Origin of the sequence: Pseudomonas rustica, from assembly GCF_018336155.1 — a bacterium.
Classification (GTDB): Bacteria; Pseudomonadota; Gammaproteobacteria; order Pseudomonadales; family Pseudomonadaceae; genus Aquipseudomonas; species Aquipseudomonas rustica.
The window spans coordinates 192,611-208,947 of the sequence record NZ_JAGYHF010000008.1 but is presented as its reverse complement, the minus strand read 5'-3'; the positions used below and the strand labels follow the sequence as shown (position 1 = coordinate 208,947).

The window sequence follows — 16,337 nt, the reverse complement described above, 5'->3', positions numbered from 1 at the left end:
TCGGAGGGGGGGTGAAGTGCAACTTAAACTCCATTTCTTCCCCGCCGCGTTTCCCGACGAGACGCTGCACAGCGTGATTTCTCGTTATGCCCGTCTTTGCGGTGTTCGTAATTGCCAAGCAGCATTTGCCGGACTGAAATCGGCGGCAGCTTTTTCGCAAAATGTGGCATTCCCGAGTCATTTAGGGGATTTTGTCGATGCGCTACCCAGCGGTACTGAGCTATCGGTAGCCGAGGTCCTCATGCGCCACACATTATTACCCTACTATGCGCCGTTTTTGAGGATGAGCCAGGTTGAACACGCTCGGACACTGATGACCGCTGATGGGAAAGGCTTGATGTTAAAGCTGGGCGTCAACGCGAGCCGTATTGGATTCGCCTCCCGAGTGCGGTTATGCCCAGAATGTATTGCCCAAGATCAGGCTCAACGGGGAGTTGCTTACTGGCACAGGGTCCACATGCTTCCAGGCGTGCTGGTATGTCCGCATCACGGTACGTCACTCAGGATCCTTGATCCTCGCTGGTTAAGCCGCAGCTCTCGACAACTTAATCTGCCGAGTGATGAGAATGTGCAAGCACACACGGTACATCTCGACACCCCGTTGCGGTGCATGCCACCGCTTCACGAAATAGCGTTGCGCTCACTTCAGGTCCTCGAGTCTGAAGTCACTGCTTTGTCGGCGGAGGCGGTGCGCTACACGCTTTTACAAAGGGCAACGCAGCTCAACCTTGCTTCTGATAACCATCGCTTGCACCTGCACATGCTGGCGCAGCACATGGCCGATTTTTTTGCCACACTCCCGCGAGAATGGGAATTTTCTATACTCGGAGATGTTCGTGCAGGTACACCCGCCTCATGGGTCACGAAGCTGCTTCGTACGCCTATAACCTCTCACCATCCGCTCAAATACATCTTATTGGCCGGTGCTCTGGGCGTTGAAATGGTGAGCTTGCTGCATGGTCAATGCCCTGTGAAACAGGCGGTGGCATGTGATCCGAAAGCTCACATTCGGCTTCACGCGCGCCTTTCTCAGGTGATGCCAGGTGAAGGCCTGGACTGTTCGTCAGCCGCTGTGTGGGAACATGCTCTTGAAGGAGCTGATGCCAAAAAGATCGCTGTCGTTCTAGGCGTTTCATCAGCGTATGTCTATCGTCACATCCGAAATGTACCCGGCGGGCAAGATGCTTGGAGGGAGGCGCGATTTCACATTGAGCTATGCGCAAGACGCGCGGCTTTCGAGGCTGATTATCGATTGTACAAAGCACATGCATGCAGGGGGTATGCGTGGCTGTATCGTCACGACAGACAGTGGCTTTCGGAGTCAACTGCAAACCCAAGCCCCCATCGTACGCCCCGTCTGAATAGCGCCGAAATGTTCGCTGCCCTCGATGCGAGACTGTCCGGCGAAGTCCGTCAGTGTGCCGACACGCTTTATGCTCTTGCGGGTAAGCCTGTCCGCATTTCGCGTACCAGGATTGGTCGGGAGCTTCATGTTCTTTCTCGCTTCGAAAAGCAGCTCTGCAAGCTTCCTCTCTGTGCAGCAATGCTCGAAAAAGTATGTGAACCAATCGAAGGCTTTCACGATAGGCGTCTGCAATGGGCTAGACGCCAATTGTTCTCGGAGGGCATGCCTATATCACGTTCTTCGCTCTACAGAGTCGCGAGCATTCGGCCCCTGCTGTAATCCAGCCGGGCATTCTCTCCATCTAAAAAAGTTCTAAATCAATTCACCGTGAACACATTGTTTTTCTGTTAATGAAAATTTGCACCCACCAGAATAGCGTCGGCATACGCTGGATCATCACAATCATCATCTAAAACGTACTAACCCGCGATCACCCGAAATAGTTTTGCAATCGCCATTGGCTGACCTACACGGGTTATCGATACGTGTTCTGTATTTCAAGGAGTACGGGCGCGGCGGGGTTTAGATGAATTTACTACGATTCAAAGTTGAGCGGCTGTGTCATTTCCAAATCCAGACCGGATACAGAATTTTACGGGTTGCATATATACTGCCCCCGGATGCACGTTCTCTTCGACCCCTACCTTTAATTGGTAAATGATGTCTGATCTATTATTTTTTCCCGTGTCGATGCCGGATGAAATGCTGCACTCTCGTGTCACCCGCTATCACTATCTGTCAGGCAATAGAACCGCGACAGAAACCTACCGCGATTTGTTCGCATCGAAACCCTTTTGCATTGGTGGCATCGTACCCAAGCAGATCGAGAGGCTCGCACACAGGCTGCCGGGGCAATCGGAGAGCAATCTCGCAGAGCTGATCAGTAGCAATACTACTTTTCCTGCTTACCGGCCGTTTCTTGGGGTTAAGCAGGGGCCGGAGAACAACGAAGGACCGCTGGGTTATGACGGGGTGGTACGGGTGCCCCGCAGAGAAGAGTCCACCCATGGCAAGGCTAAGCTTTGTCCTACCTGCGTTCAGGAAGATTTGATTGAGCGGGGTTCTGCCTACTGGCATCGATCTCACCAGATACCCGGTGTTGCCGTCTGTTGGCGTCATGGCGACGCATTGATCCATGCCTGCCCCGAGTGCTCTCGCCCGTTCTACCGTAAATTGAAGCTGCTTCCCAATCTGACTGAGCCATGCGCATGCGGCTGGAGCCCGTTAAACAGCGCAGCAATACACAAGGGGTCAAAGATGGAACAGAAAGTCGCTCTGTTCGCACACGATATCCTGCAACGCAATATCCCTCCGATAGGCAGTACGGTATTAAGTTCGTGCTACGTCCGCCAATGCAAGAAACGCGGATTCATTTTCGGAAAAAATGCGGGTATCGCAAAACTATTCGACAGCATCCAAAGCGCTTACGGCGATGAGCTTTTGGCGCAGATTGATCCAGCCTACAACACCGGAAAGCATGAGCAATGGATCCGGCTCAAATCAGATAAAGGTCAGCTAAATATGCCGCTCGCGCGGCATTTGATCATTGCTCTTCATTTGTTTTCCAGTGCAGATGGCTTTGAAGAGGCTCTGAAGAATGAGTCTATTCTGCTGAGTGCCGCTGTTTCTCCGCGAGCGCCCAAAGTCGAAGAATCGCGTCTTAGTCAAAAAACTAGATATCGCCAAAAAATCGAGTTGCTTTTAGCGCTACGTACCGATGCCAATATCGAGTACCTCTGGAAGAAGGCGTACAAACCTACGCAATGGATTCTAGAAAATGATAACGCATGGTTAATGGCAAAACTCCATGCCCCTAAAAAAGCTACAGTTAAGGTCGAAAAGTCCGTCGACTCAAGAGACGACGCCTATGCAGCCCTTATCGAAGCGGGCGTAGATGAGCTGTATAAAGTTACGAAAGATCCGAAGAGAGTGAACATTCGGAATTTGCAATCGCTGCTCCCAGGTTCGTTACCTCATGAGCTGGATCTACGCAAGCAGAGGTTCCCTCTTACTTATCAACAGATCAAGATTCATCAGGAGTCAGTATGGCATTTTCGTCTAAGAACTTTGGTGTGGACTGTCTCTGAACTCATCAGGATGAAGCTCCCCGTGAATTACTCGACGGTAAGATTGACCTCAGCGGTATCAAGCAAGGTTTTCCTGGTTTTTTGCAGTTTCTTCGAGTGGGATCTGGAAAGCCTGGCAAGAACCGGGGTCGACGCGGAGGCCCTGCTCAGGTCTACCGGCGTATCGAGGAATTGGGAGGGACCACCGGTTCAAATAAGCTTTTGAGGGCATCTTTGTTCCGTCAGCGTCTGCCAACCTTTGGTGTTAACAAAAATCCCATCTGGCTTGAAAGCGTAAATGCGGGGTAGCGTCCACCTTTCACATTAGTAACCTTCGCGGCAGCTTTCTGAAAGCTTTCACTTGTTACTCTTTAACTCAGTAAATTGAGCTTTAGGAGAAAATCATGAAAGCAATGACAGCAGTGAAAGCGTTTTGCGCCGCTTCGATTTTGACCTTATCTTCATTAGCCATGGCTGAAGGTGGCGGTGACCGCGTGTATGGTCGAATGATGCAAGAGAACCAACAAGCAATGGAGCAATATGCCTCAAGGAACGGCAAGACTCCTCCTGAAGTTGTTCATTATGAATATGGTATGAACCTCGATATCCACAAGGTCGTCAGTGTCACGCAAGCCAATAAAACCTGTGGGGTTGCTCCTTCGCGCATGACCTATGAAGACTCTACGGGCAAGCTTAACACCGTGGAATATAAGGTCATGGCCGACAACTGCCCCCATGGAAGCTAGACAATGAAAATTATTTAAGAACTGCATAATTCTCCTTTGTCCGAAACTAGCTTACTGCTCGCTGACGTAGAAGTAATTTTCAGGAAAGGCTGAAGTTATCCATTTTATGAAATCATGTCCGTCAGTTGAAGTGTTTCTAACGTACAGTAAACAATTGCTCGACCACCTGATACATCCCGCCTCCTTGTTTTTCCTTTGGTTTGGGAGGTGGTTTAGGCGCCCTAGTGGCGCCTTTTTTACGTTCGAAATGAGCTATGTCCTCTGCACGGCCATGACCTTCACCATGCAGGAGTGAGATTAGAAGATCAGTTTTCGGGGTATTCAGCAACGACGTGGTCTGTGCCTGCCTTTGACAAGCCGATTACGTTATACGCGTCATGTTTCCCGTCCACTTCCATTCCTGGGGAGCCGGCCGGCATGCCTGGAACGGCAATCCCGAGCAGGTCATCACGTTTGCTCATCGCAATGATTTGCTCGGCGGGCACGTGACCTTCAACAAACTTTCCGTTGATGGTTGCTGTGTGACAGGACGAGAGCTCAGGAGAAATCCCGAGACCGCGCTTGATCGCGCTCATGTTGGTTTCCACGTGATCAACGACGGTAAAGCCGCTGGCTTCAAGGTGCTGGACCCATTTCTTGCAGCATCCGCAATTAGCGTCGCGATGTACATCGATCGTCAATGGCTCTGCTGCGTGACTGGCTGAACTGATGAACAGAGCCACGAGAGCAGCGAGACGAAGTGCCCGTCTGCGACGAAGAGAATTATTTCGCATGGGTATGTTCCTTCCCATCAGTATGTGTATGTGATTTGGGCTGTACGGTTGGAGTCGGGGCCGCGTCATCTGAAGCTTCCCTACCCTTATGATCGGCGTGGTCCGCAGGCTCCTTTGCAGACGGCGCTGCGGAGGGGCCATGGGCATGTGCCGTGTTTTTCTCGTCATCATTAGCGCGGACTTCCGCCCTTTGGTTGGCAGCACCTGCGCCACTTTGCCCCTGGGTCGTTCCATGTTGACCCTCATGGTTGTGCATCACGCTTTCGCCACCACCGTGTTGATGGCCACCGCTACTCGTGATCAGGGCTTTGTATTGCTCTGTATCAAGTGACGGAAGCTGCTGGAGAAATGCGACCATCCCCTATATGTACGGATCGGCCATGCTTTTGCCCCACGCGGGCATGCCGGTGGATTTGATGCCGTGCTTGATGATCCAAAAAGCTGCGGCTGGGTGCCCATCGACGCCCAGTTTTGAAAGGTTCGGAGGTGCGGGGTAAAGGCTGTTACTCAGTTCGGTGCCTGTAAGGCCCGGAGCCAAATGGCAACCGACACACATCGAGTTGTAGTTGCCAGCACCTTCACGGATGAGGGCTTCTTGGCTCAGGTCGGGGACCTGAATGTCGCGCGAGCGCACTTCGATCGAGCGATCCCGAGCAATAGAAAGTAGCGCGTAGACAGGGGCAGAGTGGGGATCATCCGCCCCGACATTGATCACGCCGAAATATACCACGCCGGCAGCCGCTGCTACGGTGGCCAGACCAGCAGCTATCAGTGCCTTCAGTGTAATCTTCATGCCCGGTTCTCAGAACCACATCCGGATACCGGCGACAAAGCGTGCCTCGCTGGCATCTTCACCTTCCTCACGTGCAAAGTCTGCCGTATTGCCATAGGAACGGCTCCAACTCACCCCGATATAAGGGGCAAATTGGCGGACAATCTCATAACGCAATCGGAGCCCCACTTCGGTGTTGGCTAATCCGGACCCGATGCCGCGCTGAGGGTCATTCTTCCCATAAAAATTGACCTCGGCCGTCGGCTGCAAGATCAATCGATTCGTCAGCAGAATGTCGTAATCGCCTTCCAGTCGAGCAGCCGATTGACCGTTCTCACCGATGTAGGCAGTCGCTTCGGCCTCGAAGTTGTAGAGGGCCATGCCCTGAATGCCGAGTGCGGCCCAGGTTTGAGGAGACCCTGGTTTGAAATCCTGTCGTACACCGGTGACGACGTCCCACCACGGTCCGATGGAGTGCCCCCAGAGCGCGGATAATTCAGCACTTTCCGTCACGCCATTGGTACGTTCGCCTTCCGAGCGCAACCACAGTCGATCAATGTCACCGCCGATCCATCCTTTCGCATCCCAAGCCAACGCACTACCGTTGTCAGCATCCTGGTATTCAAACTTATCCAGCAGCATGAAAGAGTTGATTGTTTTGTCGTGGACACCATGACCAGCGACATCTGGAAAGGCGGCTGCACGGTCAGCATCGGTAAGTACGGGGACAGGGGTTCGACTGGTTGTCGTCGTCCCTTCATCCATACTTTCCATGCCGGTCATTTGACCGTCGTCCATTTTCATCTTGCTGTGGTCCATAGCCCCCATGTTGCTATGGTCCATCGCTCCCATGGAGCCATGGTTCATCTTCGAGTGATCCATCTCTTCAGCGGCGTGAGCCACGGCAAAGAAGACAGGACTCGTAGAAACTGCCAATACCATCAACGTTGGGCGTAAAAAATTCTTGGTCATGATCTCAATCCGCCTTCTTGTTTTCATGGTCATGATCCATCGACTCATGGCGCATCTTGGTATGAGGTATCGTCGCGTGATTCGGCGTTGCCTCGTTTGACGTGGTCGCAGTCTTGTTCGGCGCATCCGCAGAAGTAGCAGGTGAAGGATCACCACGTTCTTCGACTGCCAATGCTACGCAGGAGAATCCACCCATCAGGCCAAAAGCAAAGAGGCAACCGATCAGCGATTTACGATTTAGGTGTGTGCTCACAGATCGTCTCCTTTACTCATCAACCCGTACTTCACGGAACATGCCCATTTCCATATGGAAAAGCAGGTGGCAGTGATAGGCCCAGCGACCTAAAGCATCGGCGGTTACTCGATAGCTGCGCTTGGTACCCGGTGGCATGTCGATTGTGTGCTTACGTACCATGAACTTGCCGTTTTCATCTTCAAGGTCGCTCCACATTCCATGAAGGTGGATGGGGTGCGTCATCATGGTGTCGTTTACCAAGGTGATGCGAAGACGCTCCCCGTACTTGAGACGAAGGGGCTCAGCATCAGAAAATTTGATGCCGTTGAAGGACCAGGAAAACTTTTCCATGTGACCGGTCAGATGCAGCTCAATGGTGCGATTGGGCTCTCGGCCATCAGGGTCCTGGAAAGTGCTCTTCAGATCTGAGTAAGTGAGCACCCGTCGACCGTTGTTCCGCAAACCGATACCTGGATCGTTCAGTTTTGGCGTTGGGTTCATGGCCTGCATGTCAACCAACGGGTTGTTGGTTTCGGACGCTGGGTGAGATTGCATCTCGCCTCCCATACCGCCCATCCCTGCCATCTGGCTGTGGTCCATGCCGGCCATGTCGGACATGTCGCCTTTGTCCATCCCCGCCATCTTGCTGTGGTCCATGCCGGCCATGTTGGACATGTCACCTTTGTCCATCCCTGCCATCTTGCTATGGTCCATGCCGGCCATGTTGGTCATGTCACCGCTGCCCATGCCGGTCATCCCGGTCATGTCACCTTGGTCCATTCCCTGCATCTTGCTGTGATCCATGCCAGCCATACCTGACATGTCACCCTGTTTCATATCGCCGCCGCCCATGCCAGCCATGCTGCCATGGTCCATGCCAGCCATACCGCCCATGCCCATGTCATCCATGGTCAACAGCGGACGCGGATCGATCGCCGGTACCGGTGTTTTCAGTCCTTCACGAACTGCCAAGGTCCCCCGCGCATAGCCGGTTCTATCCATGGACTGGGCAAAGATTGTGTAAGCCTCCTCGGTGGCAGGCTCAACAATCACATCATAGGTTTCTGCCACGGCGATTCGGAATTCATCGACACTGACTGGTTGGACATATTGGCCGTCGGCCGCCACCACGGTCATTTTCAAACCAGGAATGCGAACATCGAAATAGCTCATCGCTGAGCCATTGATAAAGCGCAGGCGTAGCTTCTCGCCAGGCTTAAAAATACCGGTCCAGTTGCCGTTCGGCGCTTGGCCATTCATGAGGTAGGTGTAGGTATCCCCGCTGACGTCTGCCAGATCAGTTGGGTTCATTTTCATTTCGGCCCACATTTTCCGGTCGGCGACGGCAGCAGACCAACCTTGCTTGCTGACGTCGTCGATGAAGTCGCCCACGGTACGTTTGTGGTGGTTGTAGTAGTCCGATTGTTTCTTGAGTTTGGCCATGACGCGCCCAGGATCCTCATCGGTCCAGTCAGTCAGCATCACCACATAGTCGCGATTGTATTGAAACGGCTCAGGCTCTTTCGAATCGATGACTATTGGCCCGTAAACACCTGCCTGCTCTTGCAACCCAGAATGGCTGTGGTACCAGTACGTGCCGTTTTGATGCACCTTGAACTTGTATTCGTACATGCCGTCGGGCGCGATGCCGTGGAAGCTCAAACCCGGTACGCCATCCATGTTGGCAGGCAAAATAATGCCGTGCCAGTGGATGGAGGTGTCTTGATCCAGACGGTTCTTCACGCGCAGAGTGACCGTCTCCCCTTCGCGCCAACGCAGCAAAGGCCCCGGCAACGAGCCATTGATGGTCATGGCTGTGCGCGGCGAGCCAGTGATGTTTACCGGCGTTTCACCAATAAACAGATCAAATTCGTTGCCGGTGAGGACGCTCGGCAGGCCGGGACTGGTCACTGCCCATACAGGAGTGCGCCACAGACCAAGGCCGCCAAGGATGCCGCCGGCGGCCAGGCCTTTAACGAATGTCCGTCTAGAGGTTTTGGAATGCATGCCGTTTATTTCCAATCAGTCAAAAGGGAGCCGTTCAAATCAACCCGTGAGTTGGCAAGATGAGCTTCGCGTACCGAAAAAAAGACGAATTTTTCATTGCAAGCGAGCTCAGAAATTGCCACATCTAAACCACCTTCGTGATTACATTTCTGTCAGCTTGGCCGCGTGCCTGATCGTTCAGCAGTTTTTATGGTCCATCGCTTTGGCTTTGCTTTCAGCGACAGGCGGTTGAGCGCTCTGCGTTTGAGCTACCTGGTACGATTCCATCGAATTCGTCCTGGCCACTTCCATACGTGCGAAAGTCCGGTCACCACCGCCTTCAGCCATGGCCAGAGTGGAAACAGTCAGCGCTGCGACGACGAACAAGGTTTTGATGGTGTTCATATGGGCTACCTCAGATGTGTGAAAATATCCCCTCTGAATCACATCATGGATTGGACTCTTTGGGGGTGAGCAAAAGACTCAGTTGGACTATAAGAGACACCCCCTGTCAGGAAGCTTAGGCCAATATTACAGTTGTGTCAGTTTGGAATATTTTTCTTGAAGTACACGCTATTTAATACGTATGGTCTCCATCTTTTCGCATTGCGCGACTTTTATTGAATATAAGATTGAAGTGTAATCATTGCTTTGGGTTCCATTAATTCTCACGGAGGCGATGTTCTAGGTCTCTGCATTAAAATTAATAGGAGACTTGAATGCTCTGCTGCAACAGCTGGGTGTTCAATGATCAAAGAAGATAGTAATGCCACCGAGGGTGATTAATTGTGAGTATTAATTTTGAGAAAGCATTAGGCTCCGCAGAAAGAGCGTTAGTTTATCGTGGCCAAAGAGCTGAGATCTTAAGTAACAATATCGCGAACGCTGACACTCCGAACTTCAAAGCCCAAGACTTGGATTTTTCTACTGTGCTCGCCAGCCAAACCAAAGAACCTGCTACCACTGCGTTTTCTTTGAAAACAACAAACGCAAAGCATTTTCTTAAGAAAGAATCGGCGGTGGCTATATACGGGCGCGACTTGCTTTACAGCACGCCGGCTCAGCCTGCCTTGGACCAAAATACTGTCGATCAGCAGGTCGAGGTCGCGAAATACACGGAAAACGCGATACGTTTCGATGCCGCTTTTACTCGGCTAAATGGAGCATTCAAGGGTTTGCTCAAAGCTCTGCGCGGTGACTAGCAGCATAGGCGCATGCGAGCCAACTTTGGCCGATACAGCGGCTCAGGTACTTTCGGATTCAAAGGTATTCACCATCAGACGACGCTCTACTCAGGAGCAGGCGTCTCCATTCAATGGCTGATCTTGGAAGGAAAACCAACAGCCTCCACAGCTTTACGGAGCTGTTCAGCGTTTTCGCTACTTTCAACACTCACCTTACCGGTTGATCGATCGACGGAGACCGTAGCGTTGTCGTCCAGTGCCTGGATCGCTCTGGTGATTTTGCCGACGCAGCTGCCGCAACCAATGCCTGATACATCTAAGACGACCATGTGAATTACCCTCGTGCTGAGCGGTGTCTTTTCCCCGCAGCGACAGCATCGACGTTGACACCATGGCAAGGTCAACGATTATCTAATCAAAGCCGTGAGCGCAGATTTCGAGAAGTTTTACGGGACTTGACCACTCGGCTGCTAATTAGCTCGCTACCATTTGAACGGTTTCCAGGAGTGCGCCCTATTGTTCTCGTCGGTAAAGGTCGGCTAACGGCAACATTGCGGCTCTCTCGCTTGATCCAACGATTTTGTATGCCTCTCGTTTCGTCAACGGCTTTGATCTGTCCTCCCGCGAACCTTGCATAGGTATAGGGGGGAGGCCTATCATGCGACCCTATATAGGTAGGGGGGGTATAGCGTGGGTCATATCGCATCACACAAAGACGATCTTCTTAAACGTGTAAAACGTATTGCCGGGCAAATTCAAGCTGTTGAACGAGCATTGGAATCGGACTTCGACTGCGCCAAGACACTACATCTTGTTGCGGCCACTCGGGGTGCCATCAACGGGCTGATGGAGGAGATCATCGAGGATCACGCACGAGCACATGTCGCGAACCCCGCGCTCAGCGAAGAAGAGCGTAACAAGGGCGTCGAAGAGCTTCTTGAAGCTATCCGCCGGTACTCCAAGTGAATGCATCCAGGTAAACACGTATGAGCAGGACCGACATCGATTACACACACGACCACGTGTTTCTAGGCTCAGCGCACGATGAGAATGCCAAGCGTACGCTTTGGGTTGTAGCACTCACGGTGGTAATGATGATCGGGGAGATCACCGCCGGCTATATCACGGGTTCGATGGCGTTACTGGCCGATGGCTTCCACATGGCAACCCATGCCGGCGCATTGGGCATCGCGGCGGCCGCTTACGGATACGCAAAACGCCACGCTACCAGCCAGCGCTACAGTTTCGGTACAGGAAAGGTTGGAGACTTGGGCGGGTTCGCCTCGGCGCTGATTCTTGGCATGATTTCGTTGGGCATTGGCGTTGAATCGTTCATGCGTTTGTTGCAGCCAACACCGGTTCAGTTTGGCACCGCGACCCTCATCGCCGTTGTCGGTTTGCTCGTCAACATTGTCAGTGCCCTGCTGCTGGGTCATGGGCATGGACATGGACATGGGCACGACCACGATCACCCTCATGCCTACAACGGAAACGACAACAACTTGAGGTCCGCCTATGTCCACGTCGTTGCAGACGCGCTGACGTCGATTCTGGCCATCGCTGCCTTGCTTGCCGGTCGATATCTGGGTTGGGTGTGGCTCGACCCGGTCATGGGTATCGTCGGCGCTATCGTTATCGCGCGTTGGGCCTGGACCTTGATGGGGGTAACTGCGGGCGTGTTGCTCGATCAGACCGACGCGCACGTTGCCGAGGAAATCCGCGAACTCGTTGAGAAACCTGGTGGCGCTACCATTACAGACTTGCACGTTTGGAGGGTGGGACCTCAAGCGTGCGCGGCGATCGTCAGCGTTCTAGGTGAAGCCACTGTGAACGCCGAGAGCATTCGTGAGCGTCTCAAAACAGTTCACGAAGTCAGCCACCTGACCGTCGAGTTCCGGCAGACATGACTCAGCGCCTGTCCAGCACAACCTCTATAGGACACACCGATGCCGCCCGGTAAACGTGAACTGGCTCGGATCGAGCGCCAGTTGATCGTCACGCTCACCGACGCGTGCGAAACAGCAAAGGACGAGATAAAGGGGTTTATTTGGCTCACTCACACCGCTGACCTAAGTGCGTTGGCTGAAACCCTGAAGGTCATCTGGGTGTTCGAAACCCTGGCTGACAGGAAGCGGGCCGAGATTGACGCGAAGGCCCGCATCTTTGAGTTGACGGCGATCGCCTTGAAAGAGGCCAATCTTGACCTGCCTGTTTCAGACCGCAATGTCCGCTTTGACTCGGAGCAAGAGTGCCAACGCACGCACATAGGCGACTGGAAACGTCGCGTGGCTCAACTACATAAAGCTAAGGGGGACTGACCATGGCAAAAGAAATCGAGAATCCTTGTATCTCGGTTTGCCAACTCAGTGGTGATCTGTGTGTGAGCTGCGGGCGGAATAAGGAAGACATCAGAAAGTGGAAGCGCATGAAGCGGCCCGAAAAAATGGCCGCTGTGCAAAGGGCGAATGCGCGCTTAAAGGGATTGAAGAAAGCACATGGATCGCCATTCCCCCCGAGTTAAAACCGCTGCAATTTTGAAGGTCAGTCAACTCGGGTATTCCTCAGCCTCAATGCATTGAAAACTACCGACGCGGAACTGACGCTCATGGCTATGGCAGCGATCATTGGCGACAGGAGGTGCCCCGTCAATGGATAGAGCAAACCAGCGGCAAGAGGTATACCCATTGAGTTGTAGAGAAAAGCAAAGCCCAAATTCTGGCGCATGTTTTTAACTGTGGCGACCGAAAGAGCTCGTGCTCGTAAGATCCCCATCAGGTCACCTTTGACCAGCGTGAGTTGCGCGCTATTCATCGCCACGTCAGTCCCCGTTCCCATGGCTATCCCCACATCTGCTCGCGCCAGGGCCGGAGCATCGTTGATACCGTCACCTGCCATGGCCACTTTTCGCCCGTGTTGCTGTAGGTCTGCCACCAGACGTTCCTTGTCTTGGGGTTTGACTTCACCGTGGACCTCTTCAATCCCCATCTCCCTGGCGACAGCCCGAGCGGTAGTAAGCCCGTCCCCAGTAGCCATGATGATTTTCACGTTGTGAGCCTTAAGCTTGGTGACGGCCTCTTTTGAGGTTGGCTTGATCGGATCTGATACGGCCAACAAACCTGCCAATGCGCCGTCGACGGCGAGGTAGATAATACTGATGCCGTCAAGTCGCAACACCTCAGCGCGCTCTTGTAGGGAGTTGGTGCTCACGCCTGCGGCTTCCATCAACGCTGTGTTCCCCAGCTGGAGCTTCTTGCCATCGACAACGCCACTGACGCCGATACCCGAATCCGACTCAAAGGATTCGGGCTTGGTGAGCTTTATGTTCTCGGCTCGGGCGTGATCGACGATCGCATGTGCTAAAGGATGCTCACTGCCCTGATCAAGGCTGGCAGCCAGGTGAAGGACGTCGTCGGGATTGAAGGTGGGAGTGGCCTCCACGCTGTGAAACACGGGCCGTCCCTCTGTCAGGGTGCCTGTCTTGTCGACAATCAGCGTGTCGATTCTGCAAAGGCTTTCAATTGCACTGGCATCTCTGAACAAAACACCCATGCTGGCTGCTTTACCTGTCGACACCATGATCGACATAGGCGTAGCAAGTCCCAACGCACAGGGACAAGCGATGATCAGCACGGCGACAGCGTTGATTAGACCAAACACCCAACTGGGCTCAGGGCCGAAAAGCCCCCAACCGATAAATGTCATTATCGCAATCGCGATAACACCCATCACGAAGTAGCCGGCAATCGAGTCGGCCATTCGTTGCATCGGCGCCTTGGAACGCTGAGCTCTCGCGACCATCTGTACGATCTGGGACAGCATGGTTTCGGCACCGACCTTCTGGGCCTCCATCACCAGGCTCCCATGCGTATTCAGCGTGGCGCCGATCAGGCTATCTCCAGCTTTCTTCATTACCGGGACTGGCTCGCCAGTGAGCATCGACTCATCCACCGCACTTTCACCCTCAAGTACCGAACCATCAACTGGCACCTTTTCACCCGGTCTGACCCGTAAGTGGTCTCCCAGGTGCACATGTGTGAGAGGAATGTCTTCCTCCTGGCCATCGGCATTGATCCGGCGTGCAGTTTTGGGCGAAAGGCCGAGAAGAGACTTAATGGCGGCGGAAGTTTGTGATCGGGCTTTGAGCTCAAGGATCTGGCCAAGCAACGTGAGCGAGATGATGACCGCTGCCGCTTCGAAGTAAACGCCGATACGTCCATCTTGCATGAAATTGGAGGGAAAACTTTGGGGGAAGAGCGTTGCTATGACGCTGTACAGATAAGCTGCGGCGGTGCCCAACCCAATCAGAGTCCACATGTTGGGACTGCGATTTTTAACCGAGGCCAGTCCCCTTACAAAAAAAGGCCATCCTGCCCATAAGGTCACGGGTGTCGCCAGAGCGAACTCGATCCAGTTTTGAGCTGAACCATGAAGAAGTTGTAACGAGTGACCCGCCATCGCGAGCACGGTTACGACCACGGTTAAGGGCAGCGACCACCAGAAGCGGCGATTGAAATCCCGGAATTCAGGATTTTCTTCTTCATCAAGCGCCGGCATGACAGGCTCTAGTGCCATGCCACATTTAGGACAGTTACCGGGTCCGGTCTGCCGTATTTCAGGATGCATCGGGCACGTAAATTCAGCGCCCGTTTGTACCGCAGACTCCGGCGTTGTGCTGCCTGACTCGTCGCGCACCACGTGGCCACTGTAGCGCTCAGGGTCCGCTCGAAACTTCTCCTGGCATTTCAGGCTACAGAACCGATACGTCTGTCCCTGGTAAGTCTCAGCAAATTTACTCGACGAAGTGACTGCCATTCCACACACCGGGTCATGTAGATCAGCATCATCCCGGGAAGCAGCATGGGTGTGATTATGGTCGTGATGGCCAGAGGTGGTAGGCATGTCTATTCCCCTTGTAAGGTGCTACTAGAAATGAGCATATTCAGTACAACGATTATTTGCGGCTCCACAGTGGTGCGGTGATGTTTCCGCACGGACCCCGGCTGAGTAAGCGTTGCTATGTTACTTGCGACTTAGCGTAGCCAACTCTTGCGTCGGGCCGGCAGAAATAGCCGACTCCGGTTTATTTCAGATCAAACTCGCCGACCATTCCCGATTGGTAATGCCCCGGCACGTTGCAGGCAAACTGAAGCCCTGCACTGTCGTTGAAGGTCCAGATCAGCTCTTGGGTTGAGCCAGGCTCAATCAGGACACTGTTAGGGTCGTCATGCTCCATTGCGACCATCTTCATTCCGCCCATGCCGTGGCTCATGCCGCTCATCTTCCCGGTACCGGTAGGGCTTAGTGTTCCGTTCTTGAACATGCTTGCCATTTCTTTCTGGTGTGCTGCATGAGCAGCGGCTTTGCCGATGTTGAACTCATGCAGCAGCGAACCCTCGTTGCGAAGGACAAAGCGGATTGTTTCACCAGGTTTTACGTCGATGCTTTTAGGCTTGAAAAAAATGTCGCCCATCTCGACCTCAACCGTGCGGGTAACGTCAGAGGCCACACCAGGCTGGCCTATGTCGTCTTGTCCATGCCCTGCATTAGCCATAGCCGTGGCAGCGAAAAACAGGGTCATTGCTGCGATGAACGGAGTAGCGAGCGTAGTTTTCATGGTGACCTCAGGAATACGTGGGAACATTGGCTATGCTAATGATGCTCAGCTGCCAGCTAACTGACTTGGGCATTACTTCTTTGTCAGTTTTCTAAATAGATACGGCGTCCAATTGACGCCGCAACAAGATGCTGACAAGAACTTATCCAGGGGGCGTTTATTGATGGTTTTCTGAAAGCATCAATTTGTGCTCGCGCTGCATCTGGCGCAAAACGTCATCAACGATTTTGTCGTGCTTCTCCATCCAGGCTAGATGCTCTTGGGGTGACATTGAGGCATCTGGGTGATCGTTGTGGAGCTGGCTCATGATGTCCCCAAGCATCTTCATGTGTTCTGCCATGTGGACGTGACGCTCTCCTTCAGGGGCTTGTTCAGCTTTCATCAACGTGGCTTCGGCCTTGTCGCGCAAACCTTCCATACGCTCAATGACTCGATCTCCGCCGCTTTCAGCCCACACAGAAGCCGAGACCAGTATCGAGCTTACAAAAAACAGCATTTTCAGGCGGTTCATAGGGGTAGCTCCTCATGAGGGAATCCGACTTCCATACGATTCATCGCTCAGAGGTCGGTCGAGCACCAATAAA

The 16,337-nt window shown here is 53.1% G+C and carries 17 protein-coding genes and 1 pseudogene; 8 read left to right on the top strand and 10 right to left on the bottom strand.

Annotated features, from left to right (window positions below; translation table 11 throughout):
• Positions 1-16 precede the first annotated feature (16 nt).
• The 3 genes from KFS80_RS17385 (at position 17) to KFS80_RS17375 (ending at position 4,217) form a co-directional block, all read left to right on the top strand.
• Entirely contained in the window at positions 17-1,684 is a 1,668-nt protein-coding gene (locus tag KFS80_RS17385) for a TnsD family Tn7-like transposition protein (RefSeq protein ID WP_158830529.1), read from the top strand.
• A gap of 381 nt (positions 1,685-2,065) precedes the next feature.
• A complete protein-coding gene (locus tag KFS80_RS17380; RefSeq protein ID WP_243753519.1) occupies positions 2,066-3,697 on the top strand; it encodes a TniQ family protein in 1,632 nt (543 codons plus the stop codon).
• A 187-nt stretch (positions 3,698-3,884) separates the two neighbouring features.
• Positions 3,885-4,217, top strand: coding sequence for a DUF2790 domain-containing protein (locus tag KFS80_RS17375; RefSeq protein WP_032872197.1), 333 nt, complete (start codon positions 3,885-3,887; stop codon positions 4,215-4,217).
• A 305-nt stretch (positions 4,218-4,522) separates the two neighbouring features.
• On the opposite strand, the gene KFS80_RS17370 is transcribed toward KFS80_RS17375, so the two are convergent.
• The 6 genes and pseudogenes from KFS80_RS17370 to KFS80_RS17345 all read right to left on the bottom strand — a co-directional run bounded on the left by KFS80_RS17370 (position 4,523) and on the right by KFS80_RS17345 (position 9,360).
• Positions 4,523-4,990: a DUF411 domain-containing protein gene (locus tag KFS80_RS17370; protein WP_032872163.1), complete on the bottom strand. Its 468-nt coding sequence runs from the start codon at positions 4,988-4,990 to the stop codon at positions 4,523-4,525.
• A pseudogene (locus KFS80_RS17365) lies at positions 4,980-5,783 on the bottom strand (c-type cytochrome). The gene KFS80_RS17370 and the pseudogene KFS80_RS17365 overlap by 11 nt, the downstream one beginning before the upstream one ends.
• 9 nt (positions 5,784-5,792) lie before the next feature.
• Positions 5,793-6,767, bottom strand: a complete 975-nt coding sequence (locus tag KFS80_RS17360; RefSeq protein WP_019816897.1) for a copper resistance protein B — start codon at positions 6,765-6,767, stop codon at positions 5,793-5,795.
• Complete coding sequence (locus KFS80_RS17355) at positions 6,739-6,987, bottom strand: hypothetical protein (RefSeq protein WP_131670796.1); 249 nt, start codon at positions 6,985-6,987, stop codon at positions 6,739-6,741. Before KFS80_RS17355 ends, KFS80_RS17360 begins: the two co-directional genes overlap by 29 nt.
• 12 nt (positions 6,988-6,999) lie before the next feature.
• Positions 7,000-8,976 carry a copper resistance system multicopper oxidase gene (locus tag KFS80_RS17350; protein WP_158830531.1) on the bottom strand — a complete coding sequence of 659 codons (1,977 nt, stop codon included), beginning with the start codon at positions 8,974-8,976 and terminating at the stop codon, positions 7,000-7,002.
• Positions 8,977-9,153: 177 nt separating this feature from the next.
• Positions 9,154-9,360 (bottom strand): co-regulatory protein PtrA N-terminal domain-containing protein, encoded by a 207-nt coding sequence (locus KFS80_RS17345; RefSeq protein WP_019816895.1) that lies wholly within the window; start codon positions 9,358-9,360, stop codon positions 9,154-9,156.
• A gap of 383 nt (positions 9,361-9,743) precedes the next feature.
• On the opposite strand from KFS80_RS17345, the gene flgB reads away from it, so the two are divergent.
• On the top strand, positions 9,744-10,157 hold the full coding sequence (flgB, locus tag KFS80_RS17340) for a flagellar basal body rod protein FlgB (RefSeq protein ID WP_019816894.1): 414 nt from the start codon (positions 9,744-9,746) through the stop codon (positions 10,155-10,157).
• A 110-nt stretch (positions 10,158-10,267) separates the two neighbouring features.
• On the opposite strand, the gene KFS80_RS17335 is transcribed toward flgB, so the two are convergent.
• Complete coding sequence (locus KFS80_RS17335) at positions 10,268-10,468, bottom strand: heavy-metal-associated domain-containing protein (protein ID WP_019816893.1); 201 nt, start codon at positions 10,466-10,468, stop codon at positions 10,268-10,270.
• A gap of 361 nt (positions 10,469-10,829) precedes the next feature.
• On the opposite strand from KFS80_RS17335, the gene KFS80_RS17330 reads away from it, so the two are divergent.
• From KFS80_RS17330 to KFS80_RS17315, 4 genes are read left to right on the top strand one after another with little or no spacing between them, the layout of a single operon-like run.
• Entirely contained in the window at positions 10,830-11,105 is a 276-nt protein-coding gene (locus KFS80_RS17330; RefSeq protein WP_019816892.1) for a metal/formaldehyde-sensitive transcriptional repressor, read from the top strand.
• Between the two features lie 20 nt (positions 11,106-11,125).
• Entirely contained in the window at positions 11,126-12,046 is a 921-nt protein-coding gene (dmeF, locus tag KFS80_RS17325) for a CDF family Co(II)/Ni(II) efflux transporter DmeF (RefSeq protein WP_212545425.1), read from the top strand.
• Between the two features lie 39 nt (positions 12,047-12,085).
• Entirely contained in the window at positions 12,086-12,457 is a 372-nt protein-coding gene (locus KFS80_RS17320) for a hypothetical protein (protein ID WP_045061253.1), read from the top strand.
• Positions 12,458-12,459: 2 nt separating this feature from the next.
• Positions 12,460-12,660: a DUF1289 domain-containing protein gene (locus KFS80_RS17315; protein WP_019816980.1), complete on the top strand. Its 201-nt coding sequence runs from the start codon at positions 12,460-12,462 to the stop codon at positions 12,658-12,660.
• A gap of 20 nt (positions 12,661-12,680) precedes the next feature.
• On the opposite strand, the gene KFS80_RS17310 is transcribed toward KFS80_RS17315, so the two are convergent.
• The 3 genes from KFS80_RS17310 to KFS80_RS17300 all read right to left on the bottom strand — a co-directional run bounded on the left by KFS80_RS17310 (position 12,681) and on the right by KFS80_RS17300 (position 16,264).
• Positions 12,681-15,038, bottom strand: a complete 2,358-nt coding sequence (locus KFS80_RS17310; RefSeq protein WP_212545424.1) for a heavy metal translocating P-type ATPase — start codon at positions 15,036-15,038, stop codon at positions 12,681-12,683.
• A 181-nt stretch (positions 15,039-15,219) separates the two neighbouring features.
• Positions 15,220-15,753 (bottom strand): cupredoxin domain-containing protein, encoded by a 534-nt coding sequence (locus KFS80_RS17305; protein ID WP_019816982.1) that lies wholly within the window; start codon positions 15,751-15,753, stop codon positions 15,220-15,222.
• Between the two features lie 157 nt (positions 15,754-15,910).
• Complete coding sequence (locus KFS80_RS17300; RefSeq protein WP_024616841.1) at positions 15,911-16,264, bottom strand: co-regulatory protein PtrA N-terminal domain-containing protein; 354 nt, start codon at positions 16,262-16,264, stop codon at positions 15,911-15,913.
• Positions 16,265-16,337: the final 73 nt, after the last annotated feature.

Bases quoted from the DNA above. Each gene is read 5' to 3' on its own strand.
- KFS80_RS17380 (WP_243753519.1), top strand. From the start codon at position 2,066: ATGTCTGATCTATTATTTTTTCCCGTGTCGATGCCGGATGAAATGCTG.
- KFS80_RS17375 (WP_032872197.1), top strand. From the start codon at position 3,885: ATGACAGCAGTGAAAGCGTTTTGCGCCGCTTCGATTTTGACCTTATCT.
- KFS80_RS17370 (WP_032872163.1), bottom strand. From the start codon at position 4,990: ATGCGAAATAATTCTCTTCGTCGCAGACGGGCACTTCGTCTCGCTGCT.
- KFS80_RS17360 (WP_019816897.1), bottom strand. From the start codon at position 6,767: ATGACCATGAAAACAAGAAGGCGGATTGAGATCATGACCAAGAATTTT.
- KFS80_RS17350 (WP_158830531.1), bottom strand. From the start codon at position 8,976: ATGCATTCCAAAACCTCTAGACGGACATTCGTTAAAGGCCTGGCCGCC.
- KFS80_RS17345 (WP_019816895.1), bottom strand. From the start codon at position 9,360: ATGAACACCATCAAAACCTTGTTCGTCGTCGCAGCGCTGACTGTTTCC.
- KFS80_RS17335 (WP_019816893.1), bottom strand. From the start codon at position 10,468: ATGGTCGTCTTAGATGTATCAGGCATTGGTTGCGGCAGCTGCGTCGGC.
- dmeF (WP_212545425.1), top strand. From the start codon at position 11,126: ATGAGCAGGACCGACATCGATTACACACACGACCACGTGTTTCTAGGC.
- KFS80_RS17320 (WP_045061253.1), top strand. From the start codon at position 12,086: ATGCCGCCCGGTAAACGTGAACTGGCTCGGATCGAGCGCCAGTTGATC.
- KFS80_RS17315 (WP_019816980.1), top strand. From the start codon at position 12,460: ATGGCAAAAGAAATCGAGAATCCTTGTATCTCGGTTTGCCAACTCAGT.
- KFS80_RS17310 (WP_212545424.1), bottom strand. From the start codon at position 15,038: ATGCCTACCACCTCTGGCCATCACGACCATAATCACACCCATGCTGCT.
- KFS80_RS17305 (WP_019816982.1), bottom strand. From the start codon at position 15,753: ATGAAAACTACGCTCGCTACTCCGTTCATCGCAGCAATGACCCTGTTT.
- KFS80_RS17300 (WP_024616841.1), bottom strand. From the start codon at position 16,264: ATGAACCGCCTGAAAATGCTGTTTTTTGTAAGCTCGATACTGGTCTCG.